The organism is Pontibacter sp. HSC-14F20, assembly GCF_019599265.1.
GTDB lineage: Bacteria > Bacteroidota > Bacteroidia > Cytophagales > Hymenobacteraceae > Pontibacter.
On record NZ_JAHZTC010000015.1, the window covers coordinates 108,490 to 127,221 of the forward strand.

The 18,732-nt window shown below is 50.6% G+C and carries 15 protein-coding genes; 13 read left to right on the forward strand and 2 right to left on the reverse strand.

What is annotated here, in order from left to right; all coding sequences use genetic code 11:
- Positions 1-68: 68 nt before the first annotated feature.
- Both K3G39_RS14915 and K3G39_RS14920 read right to left on the reverse strand, forming a co-directional pair.
- Entirely contained in the window at positions 69-2,291 is a 2,223-nt protein-coding gene (locus K3G39_RS14915) for a TonB-dependent receptor (protein WP_220626966.1), read from the reverse strand.
- Positions 2,292-2,356: 65 nt separating this feature from the next.
- Positions 2,357-2,776, reverse strand: a complete 420-nt coding sequence (locus tag K3G39_RS14920) for a hypothetical protein (RefSeq protein WP_370627266.1) — start codon at positions 2,774-2,776, stop codon at positions 2,357-2,359.
- A 393-nt stretch (positions 2,777-3,169) separates the two neighbouring features.
- Between K3G39_RS14920 and mraZ the strand changes: the two genes are divergently transcribed.
- From mraZ to ftsZ, 13 genes are read left to right on the forward strand one after another with little or no spacing between them, the layout of a single operon-like run.
- Entirely contained in the window at positions 3,170-3,637 is a 468-nt protein-coding gene (gene mraZ / locus K3G39_RS14925; protein WP_220626967.1) for a division/cell wall cluster transcriptional repressor MraZ, read from the forward strand.
- Positions 3,637-4,539, forward strand: coding sequence for a 16S rRNA (cytosine(1402)-N(4))-methyltransferase RsmH (gene rsmH, locus K3G39_RS14930; RefSeq protein ID WP_220626968.1), 903 nt, complete (start codon positions 3,637-3,639; stop codon positions 4,537-4,539). The genes mraZ and rsmH overlap by 1 nt, the downstream gene beginning before the upstream one ends.
- Positions 4,540-4,586: 47 nt before the next feature.
- A complete protein-coding gene (locus K3G39_RS14935; protein WP_220626969.1) occupies positions 4,587-5,024 on the forward strand; it encodes an FtsL-like putative cell division protein in 438 nt (145 codons plus the stop codon).
- Positions 5,014-7,113: a penicillin-binding protein gene (locus K3G39_RS14940; protein WP_220626970.1), complete on the forward strand. Its 2,100-nt coding sequence runs from the start codon at positions 5,014-5,016 to the stop codon at positions 7,111-7,113. The genes K3G39_RS14935 and K3G39_RS14940 overlap by 11 nt, the downstream gene beginning before the upstream one ends.
- Positions 7,113-8,579, forward strand: coding sequence for a UDP-N-acetylmuramoyl-L-alanyl-D-glutamate--2,6-diaminopimelate ligase (locus tag K3G39_RS14945; protein WP_220626971.1), 1,467 nt, complete (start codon positions 7,113-7,115; stop codon positions 8,577-8,579). The genes K3G39_RS14940 and K3G39_RS14945 overlap by 1 nt, the downstream gene beginning before the upstream one ends.
- A gap of 40 nt (positions 8,580-8,619) precedes the next feature.
- On the forward strand, positions 8,620-9,840 hold the full coding sequence (mraY, locus tag K3G39_RS14950; protein WP_220626972.1) for a phospho-N-acetylmuramoyl-pentapeptide-transferase: 1,221 nt from the start codon (positions 8,620-8,622) through the stop codon (positions 9,838-9,840).
- Between the two features lie 5 nt (positions 9,841-9,845).
- Positions 9,846-11,189, forward strand: coding sequence for a UDP-N-acetylmuramoyl-L-alanine--D-glutamate ligase (gene murD, locus K3G39_RS14955; protein WP_220626973.1), 1,344 nt, complete (start codon positions 9,846-9,848; stop codon positions 11,187-11,189).
- A gap of 26 nt (positions 11,190-11,215) precedes the next feature.
- The gene (locus K3G39_RS14960; protein WP_220626974.1) at positions 11,216-12,364 is read left to right on the forward strand and encodes an FtsW/RodA/SpoVE family cell cycle protein; all 1,149 of its coding nucleotides are present in this window, start codon (positions 11,216-11,218) and stop codon (positions 12,362-12,364) included.
- Entirely contained in the window at positions 12,357-13,469 is a 1,113-nt protein-coding gene (gene murG / locus K3G39_RS14965; protein ID WP_220626975.1) for an undecaprenyldiphospho-muramoylpentapeptide beta-N-acetylglucosaminyltransferase, read from the forward strand. The genes K3G39_RS14960 and murG overlap by 8 nt, the downstream gene beginning before the upstream one ends.
- Positions 13,466-14,860: a UDP-N-acetylmuramate--L-alanine ligase gene (murC, locus tag K3G39_RS14970; RefSeq protein ID WP_220626976.1), complete on the forward strand. Its 1,395-nt coding sequence runs from the start codon at positions 13,466-13,468 to the stop codon at positions 14,858-14,860. The genes murG and murC overlap by 4 nt, the downstream gene beginning before the upstream one ends.
- A 1-nt stretch (position 14,861) precedes the next feature.
- The gene (locus K3G39_RS14975) at positions 14,862-15,623 is read left to right on the forward strand and encodes a cell division protein FtsQ/DivIB (RefSeq protein WP_220626977.1); all 762 of its coding nucleotides are present in this window, start codon (positions 14,862-14,864) and stop codon (positions 15,621-15,623) included.
- Positions 15,624-15,635: 12 nt separating this feature from the next.
- Positions 15,636-16,931: a cell division protein FtsA gene (gene ftsA, locus K3G39_RS14980; RefSeq protein WP_220626978.1), complete on the forward strand. Its 1,296-nt coding sequence runs from the start codon at positions 15,636-15,638 to the stop codon at positions 16,929-16,931.
- Positions 16,932-16,977: 46 nt separating this feature from the next.
- Positions 16,978-18,579: a cell division protein FtsZ gene (gene ftsZ / locus K3G39_RS14985; protein WP_220626979.1), complete on the forward strand. Its 1,602-nt coding sequence runs from the start codon at positions 16,978-16,980 to the stop codon at positions 18,577-18,579.
- The last annotated feature ends 153 nt before the right edge of the window (positions 18,580-18,732 follow it).

Consider the following 18,732-nt stretch of genomic DNA (forward strand, 5'->3'; position numbering starts at 1 on the left):
GTGAATGTTAATGTATGATAATGATTTTTCTATGTAAAAGCTGATGGAGCTGTGCAAATGATGTGCCGCTACTCAATCTTGAAACGTATACCTGCATAAATTACTCTGCCAGTGATCGGTCCCCATACCATGCTGGTATCGAATTCAGGGCCGAAGGGATTATCAGCTCCCCTGATGGCATCTGGCTGTCTATAGTTCAGCAGGTTTTCGCCGCCCACATAAATTTCCCAGCGCTTGAAAGCCCGCGACACCTGCCCGTTCAAGGTATAGAAAGCGTCCGACTTCCGGACGTCTACTTTCCCTCCGTGGCCTTCCATGTAAGCCAATGGCATTTGCCCGAAAAACTGCGTAGTCAGGTCAGCGCGCCACTTGTCGAAAGGAGTGGCAAAGCCGAGGTTCACAAAAAAGCGGTGTTGTGGAATCATGGGACGTTGCTGCAAAACACCGTTATAGGCAGTCTGCACATCGAAATATTTATAAGCCGTCTTCACGTCAAAACCTTTCAGCACCTCGTACTGAAGTTCTGCCTGGAAGCTGCGTGAGAAGGAGCGACCTTGTAGGTTATAAAATTCCACCTGGTTGGCACTGCTATACATGTCGGCCACCACCTGGTTCTGGAACGTGGTGTAGTAATAGTCGGTGATGAAAGCGCCTGGACGACCGCCCAACTCAAAGTACTGTGTAAAGGATCCGCCCACATTCCAGGCTTTCTCCGGCTCCAGCGCCTCCCGGAACGTAAAAGCACGGTTACTAACCAAGGCCGCTGTGTTCTCCGAAATCGGATTAGCTATCCGGAAGCCTTTGCCTGTCGCCACCCGAAAAATGGTGTTAGGGGTGAGGTCATACTTCACATTCAGGCGCGGGGTGAACACAGTGCCGTAAAGGTTGTGAAAATCAGTTCTTGCGCCGGCCACAATGGTCAGGTTCTCGGCATTGTTGAAAATGTATTCTGCGAAAATACCCGGCACGCGTTCCGTTCTTGCCAACCTGGTTTGCTCCAGTCGCTCTGTATAGTCATCGTATAGAAAGCTGGCACCCACTTTATAGGTATGGCCCGTGTGCCCGATGATGGACTGGAAGATGAAGCGCAGGTCGCCCGTGTTCTGCTCCCCGTTGTACTGCCTGCGGCCATAAAGGGAGTTGAACTTATGGTGCACGCCCGAAGTGATGAGGCCCAGGCTCTGGTATGGCCTTCCGGGGAAGATATAGGAGGTCTTGTTAAAGAAAGACAAACGGCCGGTCTCGGATTCGGTGCCATAATGCTGCGTCGGGCTCACGGCTTCACCTTTCACATAATTCATCTGTCCGCCCAGTTTTGTTTCGCGCAAGGCATTAAAACCAAACTCTGACACCCAGGTATCGCCGTGGGTATATTTCCACTTGTTGTACACGTTGTGGTGCGTACCCAGTGCCAGGTCCATGAACCCGTCCTTGTTGCGGTCCACGCGGTTGCCCAGGTGGTCGCTGTGCAGCATCAGAAGCGTGCTCCACTTCGGGTTCACCTGCGCCGACACGTTCAGGTTGGCATCAAACTTGGCCAGGCTGTTACCATACAGGTTCAGGTAGAGGCGTTCGGTTTTCTCCGGGTCCCGCAGCTTCACGTTCACCTGTCCCGAAATTGACTCATACCCATTCAGTACCGAACCCATCCCTTTAATAATGTCGATGGATTCGATATAAGTGCCTGACAGATAATTGAGACGGTAGGGAGTAGACAGGCCGCGCAGGGCGGGTACGTTGTCGGTGGTGAGCAAGGTATAGGAACCGTCCAGCCCCAGCATCTGGATTTGTTTGGCGCCAGAAACTGCGTCGGTTGTCGTTACTTCCACAGAGGCATTTGTTTCAAAACTTTCGGCCAGGTTACAGCAGGCCGATTTCTCCAGGTCGCGGGTTGTGATGATCTGTGAGTTGGTGGGAGTGAGGGCTGAGTAGCGCGTTTGCTGTCCCTCCACCACGACTTCTTTTAGAGAGCCGGTGGATGTGAGCGCGACAGTAATATTGGTTTTGCCGCTGACGTTTATAGTGTCCGGCTTATACCCTAGGTATGAGACTATGATCTCGGGTGTAGCAGCATCCGCCAGTTGCAGCGTGAAGTTACCAGCAGCGTCGGTAGAAGTGCCTTTGGTGGTGCCTTTCCAGACCGAGCTGGCCCCGATAAGCGGGGAATTGTTGGTTTTGTCTACCACTCTGCCTGTTAGTTGCTGGGCAGTGGCAGGGTATAGGATACTTATAAATAATGCGAACGTTCCGAAAGCACGGTATAGGTATCGCAAAGCGTTATTGAAAATCATCTTTCTTATTCGTTTAAATCTTGAGCATGCAGGTATAGCACCAACGCCGTAGGTTGCAGCAAAGACTAAACGATAAGCATATGCAGCCGATGGAGCAGCTGAATGCCATAGAGAGGGGGAGAACTGTCGGAATAGGTGAGAATGCGCTGGTCGGTGGCAACAGTCGGGGACCAGGTGTTAAAAAGTGGTGTGAATGCTAAAGCAAAAAATACCGGAACCTCAAGCGAGAGTGTTTTGATCGAAGAGACCGGTTCCAGTTTTTCGAAAGACAATTCTGTCGTGCAGCAGTCGTCTTCGTCGGTTTGCTGTTCATCATGCTCCTGCGAATCCGGTTTTTCACAGCAGCCATCCATTGCCTCCTGGGAGGCTGGCGTTCGCAGGCCAGTCATCAGGCACAGTTGCTCACTCAGGGCCACGCCAAAAGAGCCCAGCAAAATGCTCAGCGTCAGCAGCAATGTAACCGTATGGCGGATGGTCTCATTCACAGCACAAATATACGGATATTCCTCCCACTTTTACCACAAACTTTATCCACTCGCGGGATGGTGCCCCACTTTGTCCCACATTCTCCACTTTGTCCCACTTTTGCCGAAAACAGGCTGCAGGAGACGCTTACTGTTCCGTGTTTATGGTGTAAATCACTGATGTTCAAATAATTGCAATATATTGACTCTCGTATATTAGTAAAAGGTGATATTTTCTGCAAATAAACTTATCCGCAAAATGCAGGTCCAAAATGTGGATAATGTGGATAAGTGGGGTGGATAACCATAATTTATCCACAAAGTGGTAAAAAGTGGGAGATTGTGGTTGCGAGCTTTTGTTGTTTCGTTACATTTGTATACTCCGAAAACTATACGGACTCAACTGTCATATACATGAACTTCCTGTCTGGCGAATACGAATGCAAGATTGATCCGAAGGGAAGGTTGGTTTTACCTGCAAAGATAAAAACCAACTTGCCGGAGGCGTCGGGCAATCATGTCGTGCTGACAAGGGGCTTTGAACCTTGCCTCGTGCTCTACCCGAAATCGGAGTGGAAGACGATTTACGACAAGGTGGCGGGTCTGAACGAGTTTAATGAGGAGTACCGCCAGTTTCAGCGCAATTTCTTCCGTGGCAACACAGAGATTGAGCTGGACGGCACCGGCCGTTTCATCGTGCCCCGCACCATGGCCCGCTTTGCCGATCTGGAGAAAGAGGCGATTGTGGTGGGTTTGGGTAACCGTGTTGAGATCTGGAATCCGGACAGGTATGAAGATTTCCTGATCAAGGACCAGCAGAGTTTCTCGCAACTGGCCGAGAAGTTTTTAGGCGATAAACCGGCTGCAGAGCCTATGCTATAATGGAATACCACAGACCAGTCATGCTGCAGGAATGCATCGACGCGCTGGAAATTAAACCAGACGGCGTGTATGTGGATGTGACATTTGGCGGCGGCGGTCACTCAAAGGTAATCGCCAGCAAGCTGACAACCGGTCAGCTTTACTCGTTTGATCAGGACCGCGACGCGGAGGAACAGTCGAAGAAGATCGACAGCCCGGCCTTTACGTTTGTGCGAGCCAACTTTCGGGATCTGAAAAAGTACCTGCGCCTCTACAAAGTGAAAGAAGTAGACGGCATTCTGGCTGACCTGGGGGTGTCGTCGCACCAGTTTGACGAAGCTGAGCGCGGATTCTCGACCCGCTTCGATGGTCCGCTGGACATGCGCATGGACCCGGAGTCAGGTATACCGGCAAGTGAGGTGGTAAACACCTACAGCCAGGAACAACTGCACAAGATCTTCGGGATCTACGGCGAAGTGAAAAACGCCAAAACACTGGCCGGCGTGATTGTGTCGCAACGCGCCCGCAAGCCGATTGAAACGATTGGCGAGTTTAAACTAGCCATCAGCTCCTGCACCCCGCGCGGGAAGGAGAATAAATACCTGGCGCAAGTGTTTCAGGCGCTTCGCATCGAAGTAAACGACGAGCTGAAGGCGCTCGAGGAAATGCTGGAGCAGGCGGCCGAAGTGCTCAAACCCGGCGGACGACTGGTGGTGATGTCTTACCACTCACTTGAAGACCGGCTGGTGAAGAACTTCATAGGCAAGGGCAAATTCTTCGGGGAGGTGGAGAAAGACCTGTTCGGTAACGAGAAAAAACCTCTCGACGCCGTCAGCCGCAAACCGATCACAGCTTCCGACCAGGAATTGCTAGAGAACAGCCGCTCACGCAGCGCCAAACTAAGAATCGCAGAGAAGAGATAGCGAATGCAGAAATAGATTAACAACAGCGAAGTAACCTAAACCTAACTATGGCTCCTAACCTTATGACTAAGACAGCTGCCGCACCCAAGGGCAACACGCTGCGCGTGAAGCGGGAGGAGAAGGTGAAGCCGGAGGTGAAGGCCAGAAAGAAGGGGTTCAGCCTGTTCAAGTGGCTGGACAAGTACACCAATGTTGATTTTCTGTTTCAGGAAGGCGTGCCGACCAAGTACCTGCCGCACGTACTTTTCCTGACAGGTATAACACTCTTCTACATCGGCAACACCCACTACGCCGAAAAGACAATCCGCAAAATTGCCAAGATCAAAGTAGAGACAGAAGACTTACGGGCGGACTATACCACCCTGAAGTCAGATTATATGGGCGCCAGCAAGCAGTCTGAAGTGGCGCGCAACGTGGCACCGCTGGGCCTGGTTGAAAGTTCATCTCCACCTTATCAAGTAGAAGTTGCGGAAGATGAATATTAAGAAATCCATCGTACTGCGTGTTCGGATCGTGTTTTTGCTGGTCTGTCTGTTTGCATGTGCTATCGTGTACAAAATTGTGCAGATACAGGTGCTGGACGGCACCAAGTGGAAGCAGATATCGAAGGAGCGTCGCATTCGTTACCAGCCGGTGCCGGCTACCCGTGGCAATATCTACTCCGACAACGAGAGCATATTGGCCACGTCGCTGCCGTTTTACCGCGTGGCTTTTGACCCGGCTATTGCCCAGGCAGAGACCTTTAACACAGGTATAGATTCGCTGGCTATGATGCTGTCGCGTTTCTACAAAGACCAGTCGCCGGAGTATTACCGTCGCAAGATCAAGAATGCACGGCATGCCGGCAGAAGGTATATAAGACTGAACAGCCGCCAGATCAACTACCAGGAGAAGAAGATGATGGCAAGCTGGCCGATCTTCCGGGCGGGCAAGAACAAAGGCGGGGTGATTTTCGAGAAAGTCGAAAAGCGCTTCAAACCTTTCGGAATGCTGGCAGAGCGGACGATCGGGTTTATTAACGAAGATAAGAATGGCGCCGGCTTGGAATATAGCTATAACGGCGAGTTGGCGGGCACCGATGGGGAGGCCCTTTTTGAGCGTATAGCAGGCGGCAACAAACCAATCTACGACGGTACGGAAGTGGCCCCGCAAAACGGGTACGATATCAAAACGACCATCGACATCAACTTGCAGGATGTGGCGGAGAATGCGCTGTACAAGGCGCTGGTAGAAAAGAATGCCGACTACGGTTGCGTGATCCTGATGGAGGTGAAAACAGGTGAAATCAAAGCGATGGCCAACCTGGGGAAAACCAAAGGAGGTTACATCGAAGACTATAACTATGCCGTTGGTAACCAAGGACGTACGGAGCCTGGGTCTACCTTTAAACTGGCTTCAATGCTGGCATTGTTTGAGCATTCCGATGTAGAACTGACTGACACGGTGGACACGGGCGACGGCCGTTACCGCATCAAGAATACGACCATGACCGACGTAAAAATAGGCGGGTACGGTAAACTAACGACGCAGGAGGTGTTTGAGAAATCATCTAACATAGGTATAGCAAAACTGATTCAGGATAACTTCGGCGATAATCAGCAGGCTTTTGTAGACTACCTGCACAAGTTCGGATTGAGCAGCACACTGGGTTTCCAGATGGACGGCGAAGCAAGACCTTACATCAAAGATACAAGTGATAAAACATGGTATGGTACATCCCTTACCTCCATGTCGATTGGTTACGAAATGAAGCTGGCCCCGCTGCAGACGCTGGCCCTTTATAATGCTGTGGCCAACAATGGCGTGAAGGTGCAGCCGATTATCGTGAAAGAGATTCGCCGGGCCGATCAGGTGGTGCAGACCTTTCAGACGCGCGTGCTGAACGAGCGGATTGCATCGGAAGAAACCATCAAAAAAGTACGGACAATGCTGGAGGGTGTGGTGCAGAACGGTACCGCCAAAAATTTACGCAACGCCGACTATAAAGTGGCCGGCAAAACCGGAACTGCCCGCAAGGTGAAAGATGGGAAGTATGTAAGACTGTACTCAACTTCATTTGCCGGTTATTTTCCGGCCGACAACCCGAAGTACAGCTGTATTGTGATTATCGACAGTCCGAGAGGGGTGAATGTATACGGCGGCGATGTGGCCGCTCCGGTGTTTAAAGAGGTGGCTGATAAAGCCTACGCCCGCGACCTGGCCATGCACCAGCCGCTGCGCGCCCGTGTGGTGCCGAACAAAGAAAGCCTGCCACAAGTGAAAGCCGGCAGCTTCGACGACCTGAGCCTGATCCTCAACAAGATCGGTGTCAGCAACCACTCCACCGCTACTAATGACGATGAGTGGGTGCGCGTAACGCCGCAAATGCGCTCGCTGAAGTTTGAGCCGCACCCGGTAAGGGGCGGGCAGGTGCCCGATGTAACCGGTATGACACTGCGCGATGCGCTGTTCATCCTGGGCAACCAGCACCTGAAAGTGAATGTGGAAGGTATAGGCAAGCGTGTGGTGAAGCAATCGGTGCAGGCAGGCACTGAAATTAATAAAGAGACTAAAATTACAATTGTACTGAGCTAATGCAGCTACTCCAGGACATATTGAAAGACGTAACCGTGCTGGAGAGCCACGGCCCGCTGAACGTGCAGGTCGAGTCGATCACGTTCGACTCGCGCCAGGTACGTGAAGGGGTGCTGTTTGTGGCCATGCGCGGGGTGCAGGTAGATGGCCATGACTTCATGGCGAAAGCTGCGGATGAGAAAGCTGTTGCAATTGTTTGCGAAAAATTACCGGCAGAACTGGCCGAAGGTGTTACTTATATCCAAGTAAAAAATAGCGGTCAGGCCTTAGGCTTGATGGCTTCTGCGCTTTACGGCCATCCTTCCCGCAAACTGAAACTGGTGGGCGTAACAGGCACCAACGGCAAAACTACTTCGGTGACCTTGCTGCACAAGCTGTTCCGCGAACTTGGTTATCATGTGGGTATGATCTCCACGGTACAAAACCAGGTCGACGAGGAGATTATACCTTCCACGCATACCACACCAGATGCTGTGTCGCTGAATGCCTTGCTGGACAAGATGGTGAAAGCCGGTTGTGCTTACGCTTTTATGGAAGTGAGTTCGCATGCCATGGTGCAGCAGCGTGTGGCAGGTATAGCTTTTGCCGGCGGCGTGTTCACCAACATCACCCACGACCACCTCGACTACCACGGCACCTTCGACGAGTACATCAAAGCCAAGAAATCTTTCTTTGATATGCTGCCAGCAGGGGCTTTTGCGCTGATCAATGCAGACGACAAGCGGGGCCCGGTGATGGTGCAGAACACCAAAGCCGACGTGCGTTACTTCTCGCTGCGTAAAATCACTGATTTCAAGGCTCGCCTGATCGACAACACACTGCAGGGCTTGCACCTGGAAATAGACGGACACGAGATCTGGGCGAAGTTGATCGGAGCATTCAATGCCTACAATTTGCTTGGTGCATACGGGGTGGCGGTGTTGCTTAATGAAGATCCTGTAGAAGCCCTCACCGTGCTATCGAGTCTGAATACGGCAGCGGGGCGCTTCGATTACATTGTGTCGGAGACGGAGCAAATAACAGGTATAGTGGACTATGCTCACACACCAGACGCGCTGGAGAATGTACTGAACACCATTCAGCAGATCCGTACGCCACTGCAAACGGTGATAACAGTAGTTGGCTGTGGTGGTAACCGCGACGCAACGAAGCGCCCGGTGATGGCCGACATTGCCTGCCGCCTGAGCGACAAGGTGATTTTGACGTCGGATAACCCGCGTTTCGAAGAGCCGCAAGCCATACTGGAAGACATGCAGAAAGGGGTGAAGCCGCTCGACTTCAAGAAGACGCTGAGCGTGCTGGACAGGAGAGAGGCCATTCGCACGGCTTGCATGCTGGCTGGCAAAGAGGACATCATTCTGGTTGCGGGCAAAGGGCATGAGACTTACCAGGAGATAAAGGGTGTGAAATACCCATTCGACGATAAACAAGTGCTGCAGGAAGCCCTGCAACAGCTTGGTAAATAAGACAAACTTAAAGAAGTCAAAGGAAACGATTACTGAATAAATGCTTTACCACCTCTTTACATACCTTGACCGTGAATACGACCTTTTGGGGGCGGGTGTATTTCAATACATCTCGTTCAGGGCAGGTATGGCAACGCTTACCTCACTACTGATTGCGATGATTTTTGGCGGCCGCTTGATCAAAATGCTGCAGCGCAAACAAGTAGGTGAGAGCATTCGCGACCTTGGTCTGGAAGGCCAGATGGAGAAGAAAGGCACCCCGACCATGGGTGGTCTGATCATCCTGTTGGCTATTTTGGTACCAACGCTTCTCTTTGCCCGTCTGGATAATATTTACGTGCTCCTGATGATCGTTTCGACGGTTTGGCTAGGGCTGATCGGCTTTCTGGATGACTACATCAAAGTGTTCAAAAAGAACAAAGAAGGACTGGCCGGAAAATTTAAGGTACTGGGTCAGATTGGCTTAGGAATTATTGTGGGTTTGACCCTATACTTTAGTGACGATGTTGTCGTAAGACAGTACATTTTCACCGATGGCTCTACCTCCGCCGTGAACGCCACGAGCAAATGGGTAGACATCAAATCCATGATCACAACCATTCCTTTCCGCAAAAATAACGAGCTCGATTACTGCAATCTGTTTTCATTTGCCGGTCCGCTTTTTTCTGACTGGTCGTGCTACCTGTACATCCCGTTTGTGATTCTGGTGATCACGGCGGTGTCCAATGGCGCTAATATTACTGACGGCATCGACGGTTTGGCAGCTGGAACATCGGCTATTATCGGTCTCACGCTGGCGATTTTTGCATGGGTATCCGGTAACACCATTTTTGCGGACTATCTGGACATCATGTTCATCCCGAACTCAGGTGAGCTGACCATTTTCGCACTGGCCTTTGTGGGAGCCTGTGTGGGTTTCCTGTGGTATAACTCGTATCCGGCCCAAGTGTTTATGGGCGACACAGGTAGTCTGGCCATTGGCGGTATCATTGCGGTGATGGCTCTGATCGTGCGCAAAGAATTGCTTATACCTATCCTGTGTGGCATTTTCCTGATCGAGAACCTATCGGTGATGCTGCAGGTGAGCTACTTCAAGTATACAAAGAAGAAATACGGTGAAGGCCGGCGCATCTTTAAGATGTCGCCGCTGCACCACCATTACCAGAAAAACGGCTACCACGAATCCAAGATCGTCTCGCGCTTCTGGATTGTGGGCATCATGCTGGCGATTTTGACATTGGCAACCCTGAAACTGCGATAGGAACGATGAAACTAGCGATACTCGGAGCGGGAGAAAGTGGCGTTGGGGCAGCATTGCTGGCCAAAGCGAAGGGGCTTGATGTGTTCGTGTCCGACATGGGGCAGATCAAAGAGGTATACAAAGCCAAGTTAGCAACAGCGGCTATACCTTACGAAGAAGGTACCCATACCTTCGAGCGTATTCTGGAATCGACCGAGATCATTAAAAGCCCGGGTATACCTGAGAAGGCGGCCATTATTCAGGAAGCGATCAAAAAGGGGATTCCGGTGATATCGGAGATCGAGTTTGCTGGCAGGTATACCGATGCGAAGTTCATCTGCATCACGGGCACCAACGGCAAGACCACGACTACCTTGCTGACTTACCACTTGCTCAAGAACGCAGGTATAAACGTGGGACTGGCCGGTAACATCGGTGAGAGTCTGGCCGAGAAAGTGATTGACAACAAACACGAGTACTACGTGGTCGAGCTGAGCAGTTTTCAACTCGACAACATGTACCAGTTCAAAGCACATATTGGAGTACTGTTAAATATTACGCCAGACCACTTAGACAGGTATGGCTATGACCTAAACAAGTACGCTGCATCAAAGTTGCGCATTGCGCAGAACATGAGCGGCGCGGACTATTTTATCTACAACAACGATGATGATACTATCCGTAATGCGTTCGATTCTGCGGCTTTTGGCGGAACCACAATCCCATTCTCGCTCCAAGCAGCGACAGGTGCGAAAGTACTATGTGAAGGGACGCATGTTAAAGTAAAGGTGAAGTTTTTCGAAGGCGATATCGATGCTTCGCGCTCTGCCCTGATCGGCAAGCACAACCAGTACAATACCATGGCTGCCGTGACGGTCGCCAAGCTGCTGGGTATAGAAGACAGCCGGATTGAAAAGGGGCTGGAAAACTTTGAGAACGCCGAGCACCGCTTGCAGGTGATCACGGTGTCGAGGGAAGTTACCTACATCAATGACTCGAAAGCAACCAACGTAGAAGCCGTTTATTATGCTCTGGAAGGTATAAAGCAGCCGATCATCTGGATTGCAGGCGGCGTGGACAAAGGCAATGACTACAGTGTATTGACCGGGCTGGCCAAAGAGAAAGTGAAAGTGCTGGTTTGTCTGGGCAAAGATAACGACAAGCTAAAGGAGGCATTTGGGCGCATTGTACCGGTAGTGGTGGAGACAACTTCGATGGAATATGCCGTGCGAATGGCCCGCCTGTTGTCGACGCCGGGCGATGTGGTGCTGTTGTCACCGGCTTGCGCCAGTTTCGATTTGTTCAACAATTACGAGCACCGGGGGCAGCGCTTCCGGGAGGCCGTAGAAAAGATAGTTTTGAAAAAGTAAGTTTTTAATTTTTAGCCAAAGGTAATATGATCAAGCAGTGGTTACAGCGAAACCTGAAAGGGGACGCAGTGCTTTGGGGCATCGTGCTGATGTTCTCGCTTATCAGTATGGCAGTCGTGTATTCGGCTACCGGTACCCTGGCGTACAAGCAAAAAGACGGTAATACCGAGTACTTCCTTTTCAAACATTCTTCGCTGATCTTTATTGGTCTGGCCTTCATGTGGCTGGCACACAAGATCGATTACCGCTATTATTCCCGATTATCACTGGTGGCCCTTATTCTGGCCGTGCCACTATTGCTCTATACCTTCTTCTTCGGTTCGAACATCAACGAGGCATCGCGCTGGATTACCATTCCGGTGATCAACCAGACTTTCCAGCCTTCGGATTTAGCGAAACTGGCCCTGATCTCATACCTGGCCAGTATGCTTTCCAAGAAGCAGAACCATCTGGATGACTGGAAGCGTAACTTGTTGCCGATCTTCGCTTGGACCGCTTTTATCTGTGCACTAATCGCCCTGACGAACACATCGACAGCGGTATTGCTTTTCCTGACCAGCCTCTTACTGATGTTCATCGGACGCGTGCCGATGAAATCACTGGCAGTTTTTGTAATAGCAGGTGCTATGTTGGGTGGTGTTGGCCTGGCAGCCGGTCAGCGTCTGGGTACTGCAGTCAGTCGGGTTGAAGCCTTCTTTGACGAATCAGAAACAGCTTTCCAGCTGGAGCAATCTTATATCGCGATCGCAACTGGCGGCGTGGTGGGCAAGGGCCCCGGCAACAGCGACCAGCGCGATATTCTGCCGCACCCATATTCGGATTTTATCTATGCGATCATTCTGGAAGAGTATGGTTTGATGGGAGGTGTGTTAGTGCTCTTCCTATACCTGGCTTTGCTCTACCGCGGTCTTGTTACAGTCACGAAAAGTAACGGTGCCTTCGGCGGTTTGCTGGCAGCCGGTCTGAGTTTCAGCCTGGTCTTGCAAGGTATGATCAACATGGGCGTAGCCGTTGGGCTGGGTCCGATTACGGGTTTGCCGTTGCCACTCCTGAGTATGGGTGGTACATCTTTGATTTTTACGGGTATCTCCATCGGGATCATCCTGAGTGTGAGCCGCACAGTGAAGGCCGAAGAGACATTGGGTTCAACCGCTAAAGTGACGGCAAATGCCTGATCCGCAGCGTCCATATCGTTTCATCATCAGTGGTGGCGGCACCGGCGGGCATATTTACCCGGCCATTGCCATTGCCAACCAGATCAAGGTGGTGCACCCTGATGCGGAGATATTGTTTGTGGGAGCAATCGGGCGTATGGAAATGACACGCGTGCCGGAAGCGGGGTATAAGATTGTGGGTCTCTGGATCAGCGGATTGCAGCGTCGCCTCACACTGGACAACCTCTCTTTCCCCTGGAAAGTGATCTCCAGTATCCGGATGTCGCATAAGATCATCCGCGATTTCAAACCCGATGCTGTGGTGGGCGTGGGAGGATATGCAAGCGGGCCGCTTTTGTATGCTGCCACCGCTAAAAAGATACCGGCGCTTGTGCAGGAGCAGAACTCTTATGCAGGTATAACCAACAGGCTGTTGGCGAAGCGGGTGCAGAAGATTTGCGTGGCTTATAACAACATGGATGCCTTCTTCCCGGCTGAAAAGCTAGTGCTGACAGGCAACCCGGTTCGAAAAGACATCATGGAGCTCGATGGCAAACGCCGCGAGGCCTTGCTGCACTTCGGACTGACCTCCGAAAAGAAAACTATACTGGTAATAGGCGGAAGCCTGGGTGCCAGAACAATAAACCAAAGTATAGCCGCAGGTTTGCAGCAGGTCGCAGAGGCTGGTTATCAACTGATCTGGCAGACGGGCAGAGCATTTTATCTGCAGGCGCAGGAACTGGAGAAGCCGTTTACCAACGAAGGTATACGCGCTTTCGATTTCATCCGGCAGATGGATCTGGCCTATGCCGCTGCCGATGTGGTGGTGTCCAGAGCCGGAGCGCTTTCGATTTCAGAACTTTGCCTGGCCGGAAAACCAAGCATACTGGTGCCTTCGCCGAATGTGGCTGAAGACCATCAGACTAAAAATGCCATGTCGCTGGTGCAGGAGCAGGCTGCCCTGTTGGTACGTGATGTAAATGCACAGCAAGAGCTTATACCTGCTGCATTGAAGCTGGCAGGAAATGAGGCAGAGCAACATCGTCTGTCGCAGAACATACTGAAACTGGCGCGGCCAAATGCCGCTGTTGATATTGTAAACGAACTGTTAAAGTTGATCAAGTGAGACTGGAAGATTATAGCTATATCTATTTCCTTGGCATCGGCGGCATCGGCATGAGTGCCATCGCCCGCTGGTTCAATGCCCGGGACCTTCCGGTATGGGGTTACGATAAAACGCGCACTCCACTCACCGGGGCGCTGGAGCAGGAGGGTATTCGGGTGCATTATGAAGATGATGTGAACCTGTTGCCACACAAAATACTGGAGAACAAGGAAACTACTTTGGTTGTGCTTACGCCGGCTATACCTGCCGATCATACCGAATGGGCTTACCTGAAGGAGCAGGGCTATACCATCAAAAAACGCTCGGAGGTGCTGGGCATTATTACCGCTTCGGCCTATACCGTGGCAGTGGCCGGTACACATGGCAAAACGACCACTTCCTCCATTGTGACGCATTTGCTGCATGAGGGCGGCGTGGATTGTTCTGCTTTCCTGGGAGGTATAGCCACCAACCTCAACTCGAACTTGTTGATCGGTAAAGGAACGGCTGAGAAAGAGACGATTGTGGTGGAAGCCGACGAGTATGACCGCTCTTTCCTGACGCTATACCCAGACATCGCTATCGTGACGTCGGCTGACCCCGATCACCTCGATATCTATGGTGATAAAGAGGAGATGATCCGGACTTTTCAGAAGTTCATCAGCCAAGTGAAGCCCGGCGGTTACCTGATTTTGCACAGCGCCACCGATCCGCAATTACTTGAAAAAGTGCAGGACGGCGTAAGTGTAATCCGTTATAGTTTGAATGAAGGCGAAAGCCATGTGCAACAGCTTGAGATACAGGGCTACAGCTTTTGTTTTGACGCTGTAATACCCTTCGGTAACATAGCCCGTCTGAAGTTGGCTTTGCCCGGATATCACAATGTAGAGAATGCACTGGCCGCCCTTATAGCTGGTCAGATCATGGGTGTGTCAGAAGACAAACTGCGGGAGGCGATGGCGACTTACAGAGGCGTGAAGCGTCGTTTTGAAATTGTGTACGAAGGGCAGGGCAAGGTATACGTTGACGACTATGCGCATCACCCCAAAGAGATTGATGCATTTATGACATCTTTGCGTGCCATTTACCCAGCTAAAAAGCTGACAGTGGTGTTTCAACCGCATTTGTTCAGCCGTACCCTCGACTTTGCAGCCGAATTTGCACAGAGTCTGAGTGCGGCCGACGAACTGATACTGCTGGATATATACCCGGCACGGGAAAAGCCAATTGAAGGCGTGACTTCAGAAATGATTTTAGGTCTAGTAAATGGTCCTAAAAAAAGACTTTTGCACAAAGAGAACGTGGCGGCTTATTTAGCCGAAAACGCTGATTTTGAGGTGCTGGCGACAGTGGGAGCCGGAGATATTGATACGTTAGTGAAGCCTATAAAAAATATTTTAGAAAATAACTGATATGGGCTTGAATAGTAAAATAAAATCTTTAATTTTTGCATGTTGTAGCGTTGTCACCATAGCCGCACTTGCAGGATTTGCTTCTTCTCGCCAAAATGAAAAAAAGTGTGAGAAAGTGTCAATAAATATTGATAATGAGTACAACAATTACTTTATTGGGGAAGAGGAAGTAAGAGACCTCCTGACCCGTGAAGGTGAGCGAAAATTAGAAGGTTTACCAAACCAGCAGATCGACCTGAAAAACCTTGAAAAGCGCATCGAAGCACATAGTTTTGTAAAGGAAGCGGAGGTTTTTAAAGGGTTGGATGGAAACATACAAGTAAGCATAAAACAAAACAGGCCTATAGCTAGAATTATACGACCAGATCAGGATGTCTACATCGATGCAGAGGGTAATATGCTGCCCCTTTCCGAAAGATACACCGCTCGTGTGATACCCATTACGAAAACCCAGTCCGGCAGACCGTTCGGCCGGGATTTCTTCCAGGATTCTACAGGCCAGGCCTACCTTTCCTTGCTCCGTTTCATTGAAACCGATCAGTTCTGGAAAGCCCAGTTAGCCCAGATGCATATCGATGAAAAGGGCAAAGTTTCTTTTCTGCCGCAGGTAGGAGAGCACACCATTGAGTTTGGAGAACCAAATGAGATGGATCAAAAGTTTAAGAAGTTGATGGTCTTTTATAAGGAAGTGCTGCCCGTGATGGGCTGGGATAAATATAAGAGAGTCAATGTGGAGTACGAAGATCAGATAATTTGTGAATAACATATACAGCATATGCAGAACGACAAAATTGTAGTAGGCTTGGACATCGGCACAACCAAAGTTTGCGCACTTGTTGGTCGGAAGAATGAGTATGGGAAGCTGGAAATTCTTGGGATGGGCAAAGCCACCTCGGAAGGCGTGGTACGCGGTATTGTCAGCAATATCGACAAAACCGTGGAAGCGATCAGAAAAGCAGTTCAGCAGGCCGAAGATCAGGCGAGCATCAACATCAAGGTAGTGAACGTGGGTATTGCCGGGCAGCACATCAAAAGCCTGCAGCACAATGGCAGCATCACCCGGCAGTTGACCGACGATGAAATTACAATAGAAGATGTAAACCGTCTGACAAACGACATGTACCGTTTGGTGACGCCTCCAGGGAGTGAGATCATCCATGTGATGCCGCAGGAATACAAAGTTGACTACGAAGAAGGTATAACAGATCCGGTAGGTTACTCAGGTGTGCGTTTGGAAGGCAACTTCCATATCATCACTGCGCAGTCAAATGCGATCAGCAACATCAACAAATGCATCGCCCGTGCCGGACTGGAGATTGATAACCTGATTCTGGAACCGCTTGCTTCGAGCATGTCGGTACTGAGCGATGAGGAGAAGGAAGCAGGCGTGGCACTGGTTGACATTGGCGGTGGCACAACTGATCTGGCTATCTTCAAAGACAATATTATCCGCCATACCGCAGTTCTTCCTTTCGGGGGCAATATTATCACGTCCGACATTAAGCAGGGTTGCATGGTAATGCAGAACCAGGCCGAGCAGTTGAAAGTGAAGTTTGGCAAGGCAATCGCCGACGAAGCTTCTGATAATGAGATCGTTTCGATCCCGGGCCTGCGCGACCGTACACCGAAGGAAATTTCTCTAAAGAACCTGGCCTACATTATTGAGGCGAGAATGGAAGAGATCGTGGAACTGATCTACTCAGAAATTGTTCGTTCAGGGTATAGCAACAGCCTGGCAGCAGGTATAGTGATCACCGGTGGCGGCGCTCAGCTCCAGAACTTGGTGCAACTGGTGGAGTACATCACAGGTATGGATACCCGCATTGGCTATCCGAACGAGCACCTGGGTAAGTCCAAGATCGATGCGGTGAAGAGCCCGATGCACGCAACGGGTGTTGGCCTTGTACTGGCTGGTTATCAGTCGCTTGACCAGCGCGAAGAGAAGCATGTGGAAGTGCAGCAGCAGGAAGTATACAATAAAGTAGTAACCAAAACAGCTGCCAAAGAAAACAGCAGCAGCAAAGGATTTCTCGACAGAATCAAAGGTCTTTTGTCCGACGATATCGATTAGTTAGAAGCATAATTATTAGAAACCCATAATAGCAGGAGATTTTAGTATGACATCAATGTACAGTTTTGACCTGCCGTCTAGCGGTAAGTCCATCATCAAGGTGATTGGCGTCGGGGGCGGAGGTAGCAACGCGGTGAACTTCATGTACGGCCAAGGCATCAAGGATGTAGAATTCGTGATTTGCAACACGGATATGCAAGCCTTGAAAAGCAGCAGCGTACCTAACAGACTTCAGATTGGCCTGAACCTGACCGAAGGTCTGGGAGCCGGAGCCAACCCTGAAAAAGGAAAACACGCCGCCCTTGAAAGTAAGGAGGAAATTCGTGAGTTACTCAGCAACGATACCAAAATGGTATTTATCACGGCTGGTATGGGTGGTGGTACAGGTACTGGTGCAGCGCCTGTTATTGCTAAAGTTGCTAAAGAACTGGGCATTCTGACAGTAGGTATCGTGACGGCGCCGTTTGCTTTCGAAGGCCGAAAGAAAAAGATTGCCGCAGAAAACGGTATCAAAGAACTTAGCGAAAACTGCGACACGATCCTTGTTATCCTCAACGACAAGCTGCGTGAGATGTTTGGTAACCTGGCGATCCGTGAGGCTTTCGCGAAAGCTGACAACGTGCTGACCACAGCCGCTAAATCTATTGCTGAAATCATTACCGTAACAGCCGAAATTAACGTCGACTTCGAAGACGTGAAAACGGTTATGAAAGATTCTGGAGCTGCAGTGATGGGTTCTGCAACGACAGAAGGGGAGGGGCGTGCGCTCCGTGCCGCTGAAGAAGCGCTTTCTTCTCCATTGCTTAACAACACCGATATCCATGGTGCTCAGAAAATCCTTCTTTCTATCATGTCTGGTGACCAGGCTGAACTGGAAATGGATGAACTGACTGAGATCACAGAATATATTCAGGACAAAGCCGGCCAGGAAGCAGAAGTTATTTTCGGTCACGGCATCGACTCTTCACTGGGGCAGAGCATCCGTGTGACGGTAATCGCCACTGGTTTTGCCAGCACTGCTGAGGCGATTATTGAGCCAAAAAAAACGGTGTTTGACCTGGAAAGTCAAAAAAAAATTGAGGTAGCTGAGCAAGCCAAGCCAGAGCAGCCTAAGATGGTGAACTTTGTGCCAGAGCCGGTAGTAGCACCTGTGGTAACGCCACAGCCGCAGCAACCTGTGCAGCAGCAGTTCGAGATTCGCCGCCCAATGGTAGAGGAGCCGCAACAGCCAGTTCAGCCGCAGGCCCCACAGCAGCAGCAATACCAACAGCCGCAGGCGCCTCAACAGCAGCAACCACAACGCCGCGTATTTAACCTGGAAGGTTCTGCAACACAAGAGTACACGAACGGTTTTGGTGCCCCACAGCAAGAGGACTATGCTACACGCGAGGCAAAACGCGTGGAAGCAGAGCGCGAGCTGATGAGACAAAAAGCCATTGAGCGCCGCGAGCGCTTGAAAATGCTGAGCGCCGATATGACCACAAGCGAAGCAATGAAAGAAAAGATGGATGTACCTGCATACCTGCGCCGCAATGTGGCACTTGATTCAGTAGCACATTCTTCTGAGCGCAACATATCCCGTTTCAACCTGAATGATGACAACGAGATACTGGGCGACAACCGTTTTCTGCATGATAATGTAGACTAGTAATTTATCCTGTTTTCTAATAATGTAAAGAGGGCGTCCGGAAAGGGCGCCCTCTTTGCGTTTATCCGGTTGCTTTTGGTCTTCAGGCGGCCAGCTGGAAAATAGTGGCTCTCGGGCTGAAAAAAGCCGTCAGCTGATCCAGCAGGCCGGCAT

Coding starts and splice junctions, on each gene's coding strand:
- K3G39_RS14915 (WP_220626966.1), bottom strand. CDS start 2,291: ATGATTTTCAATAACGCTTTGCGATACCTATACCGTGCTTTCGGAACG.
- mraZ (WP_220626967.1), top strand. CDS start 3,170: ATGAACTTCCTGTCTGGCGAATACGAATGCAAGATTGATCCGAAGGGA.
- rsmH (WP_220626968.1), top strand. CDS start 3,637: ATGGAATACCACAGACCAGTCATGCTGCAGGAATGCATCGACGCGCTG.
- K3G39_RS14935 (WP_220626969.1), top strand. CDS start 4,587: ATGGCTCCTAACCTTATGACTAAGACAGCTGCCGCACCCAAGGGCAAC.
- K3G39_RS14940 (WP_220626970.1), top strand. CDS start 5,014: ATGAATATTAAGAAATCCATCGTACTGCGTGTTCGGATCGTGTTTTTG.
- K3G39_RS14945 (WP_220626971.1), top strand. CDS start 7,113: ATGCAGCTACTCCAGGACATATTGAAAGACGTAACCGTGCTGGAGAGC.
- mraY (WP_220626972.1), top strand. CDS start 8,620: ATGCTTTACCACCTCTTTACATACCTTGACCGTGAATACGACCTTTTG.
- murD (WP_220626973.1), top strand. CDS start 9,846: ATGAAACTAGCGATACTCGGAGCGGGAGAAAGTGGCGTTGGGGCAGCA.
- K3G39_RS14960 (WP_220626974.1), top strand. CDS start 11,216: ATGATCAAGCAGTGGTTACAGCGAAACCTGAAAGGGGACGCAGTGCTT.
- murG (WP_220626975.1), top strand. CDS start 12,357: ATGCCTGATCCGCAGCGTCCATATCGTTTCATCATCAGTGGTGGCGGC.
- K3G39_RS14975 (WP_220626977.1), top strand. CDS start 14,862: ATGGGCTTGAATAGTAAAATAAAATCTTTAATTTTTGCATGTTGTAGC.
- ftsA (WP_220626978.1), top strand. CDS start 15,636: ATGCAGAACGACAAAATTGTAGTAGGCTTGGACATCGGCACAACCAAA.
- ftsZ (WP_220626979.1), top strand. CDS start 16,978: ATGACATCAATGTACAGTTTTGACCTGCCGTCTAGCGGTAAGTCCATC.